At 30.6% G+C, this 2,751-nt stretch carries 2 protein-coding genes; both read right to left on the bottom strand.

From position 1 onward, the window contains the following. Positions 1 to 272: 272 nt before the first annotated feature. Positions 273 to 1,253, bottom strand: a complete 981-nt coding sequence (locus B0A57_RS10505) for a Dam family site-specific DNA-(adenine-N6)-methyltransferase (RefSeq protein WP_038466443.1) — start codon at positions 1,251 to 1,253, stop codon at positions 273 to 275. Continuing rightward, complete coding sequence (locus tag B0A57_RS10500) at positions 1,250 to 2,098, bottom strand: EcoRV family type II restriction endonuclease (protein ID WP_038467170.1); 849 nt, start codon at positions 2,096 to 2,098, stop codon at positions 1,250 to 1,252. Before B0A57_RS10500 ends, B0A57_RS10505 begins: the two co-directional genes overlap by 4 nt. Positions 2,099 to 2,751: the final 653 nt, after the last annotated feature.

Below are 2,751 nucleotides of genomic sequence, written 5' to 3'. Positions count from 1 at the left end.
ACTTTGCGGGATAGTGTCATTTTTACCTACGTTTGGAATCCAAACCATCTTAATATCCATTTCTAAACATTCAAAAGGTTTAGTGGTGTTTACTTTTCTATATTTTACAAATTTACGACCAGAACCACTCCTGTTTATTCGGTTTTCTAGTTTCAATAAACCTTCCTCTTTCATAATTCGGTACAGCTTTTTATGGTTTTTGTAAATGTTTTTCAAAAATTTAGGGTTGTGCAACAGCTACGCCTGTTAGCAAATCGGCTTTCTTTTTTTTACTATTTAATATACATTGCTGACATCTGTTTTTCTTCAAGTATCAATGTCAATTGTTCGGGTAAATTATAAACTTTAGGTTTAGAAGTAAGTTGAGATTTTTCATTTTTAATTCGTGATTTCATTTCAGAATTAGTTATGCTGTCTTTTAATTTAACATTTGACAAAATTGCTTCATAAACTGCGTTTCTGTTCGATTCTTTCCCGCCAACGTGGTAAAAATGTTCTTTAGTTGCTACAAAACAATCTCTCCAAATTGAAAAGACATAATCGTTTGTTCGATATTTATTACTTAACCAAGTAGATAAAATAAATTTACAGTTTGAGTTTTTTAAACCATTGTTCAATAAGATTTCATCTTCCTCTGACCAGCTATCAAAATAATCTACGTGACGACCAATATACGGTGGATCAGAATAAACAAAGTCTGAACTCTTTAACTCTAATAAAGTTTGATTGAAATCTTGATGTCTAAATTCATAATCGCCTTGTTCTATGATTTGAGAAATATTTTCTACTTGGTTAGTTATTTTTGTAACTAATGCTTGTGCAAAGCGATTTGGTTTCTTGCAAAAAGGAACATTAAAACCTCCTTTTTTATTAAATCTCATCATTCCATTAAAGCACGAACGACTTAAAAATAAAAAATCTAAAGGGTTTCCAAATTCATTAAATCTTTCCCTTACTGCGTAATAGTGTTTACCATCAGTTTCTAATAGCTTTGAACCTTCTTCTATTAGAAAATTTTTAACAATTCCACTAGTTATTTCTTTATTTTGTAATGCCTTGTAAAAGTTTATTAGATGAGGATTACTATCACAAAGTAATGCTTTCTTTGGTCGCACATTAAATACAACAACACCTGTTCCCATAAAAGGTTCTACCCAACGTTCAAATTCAATTTCTTTTACGTTTAAAGAAATCCATTCAACTAGTTTGGTTTTAATACCTTGAGATTTTATTGGTGGAACAAATATTTTCATTTCTTGTTTTTTCTTTTTGGTTTAACTGGATTTATTTTATCAGAGTTCATTCCTTTGAATTCAAGAAATTCTGTAAGCTTTGTCAGTTTTTTATAATTCCCAACTTTACTTGTGTCTGGTACTTTTAAAACACCTTGATTTATCCAATATTCATCAAATATTTTTTCTCCGAGATTTTTAAATACCCCATTTCCTTTTATAATATCATCTATATATTGAATACTGCCTATGTTTGCTGTATTTCCACTTCCTCCTTTGTCACTAGATATTTTCCATTTTTCTTCAGCAAAGAAAACTAAATCTTTTATAACTGAAGTGATTTTGTCTAACTCATCTAATTTAAGAATTTTTGTTTCATCAATATCAGTTGATAACGCTCTGGTGTATAAAATACCTAAACAAATGTGAGAAGTATATTCAGCATATGGGAATTGAATATTTTTCGTACTCGTTCTTTTTCTGAAATATTCACCGTGAGAGCCAAGAGTGAAACCATTACAAAAACCAGTATAGTCATCTAAACGATATGTAGTTTTTATATCGACTGCAAATTTTATTTTTGGGTCTACTTTATTTACAAACGACAAATCTGGATACCAATTTTGCATTTCAGCAAGCTGAATTTCGTATCCATTTTTATCAGCAAATTCTAGAAATTTTGGAAAAAGCTGTATCTCAAGTATTTTAGATATTATTTTTGTATCTGAAGAAATTGTGTAAACACTTTTTTCAATATCTATAAATCCTTTAACTTTCCAATCTCCAACTTTGTCAGAAACATAGTTAGTTAATTCTTTTGAAAATTCCGTAAGTTTTTCTAAAAACTCTTTTTTTATATCACTCATTTTTGTCATTAAATATATGTACGCAAGTTACAAAAATTAAATGATTTAATGTTACACCTGCGATTTTTCAAGCTGTTTGCTAACGTTTCGTTGCTAAAAGCAGTTTGGGACTAAATTAGCCAAAACTTTCGGTTTGACCAAATTTTCCTGACACAAAACGAATTTTAAATTCAAGACTAAAACCCAAATTGCTTGTAGCAGCTGTTGTCGTGCGGTGCTACGAATCGGCACTGAATTTTTGTTTTTTAGAGCTGTTTTTTGCGTTCGGTTCTACAGAAAGTGATTTAATTTCAGCAGTTTTTTCTCTACACTTTTTTGAGTTCAGTTCCGTAAAATTCTGAAGTTTCCATTTTCGGAAGTTCAGCAGTTTCAGATAAATTTCAGCAGTTTTTTCTCCACACTTTTTTGCGTTTAGTTCGGAAGCTATTTTCAAGTGTAAAAATCTCAAAAGTGAGAAGATAAATATTCACGATTGTAGTAACCAGAGTCGATTCGGCACTGAAAGACAACGTTTCGTTGCTAAAAGCAGTTTGGGACTAAATTAAGCCCTATTTTCGGATTTGCCAAATCTTCCAAATACAAAACCAATTTCAAATTAAGCCTAATACCCAAATTGCTTGTAGCGTGTGTGCCTGTTGCACAACTCCACCAAA

This window comes from Flavobacterium psychrophilum DSM 3660 = ATCC 49418 (assembly GCF_002217405.1).
Lineage (GTDB): Bacteria > Bacteroidota > Bacteroidia > Flavobacteriales > Flavobacteriaceae > Flavobacterium > Flavobacterium psychrophilum.
This window is presented reverse-complemented; position numbering and strand designations above follow the sequence as displayed.

Excerpts from the sequence above, each read along its gene's own strand:
- B0A57_RS10505 (WP_038466443.1), bottom strand. The coding sequence starts at position 1,253 with ATGAAAATATTTGTTCCACCAATAAAATCTCAAGGTATTAAAACCAAA.
- B0A57_RS10500 (WP_038467170.1), bottom strand. The coding sequence starts at position 2,098 with ATGAGTGATATAAAAAAAGAGTTTTTAGAAAAACTTACGGAATTTTCA.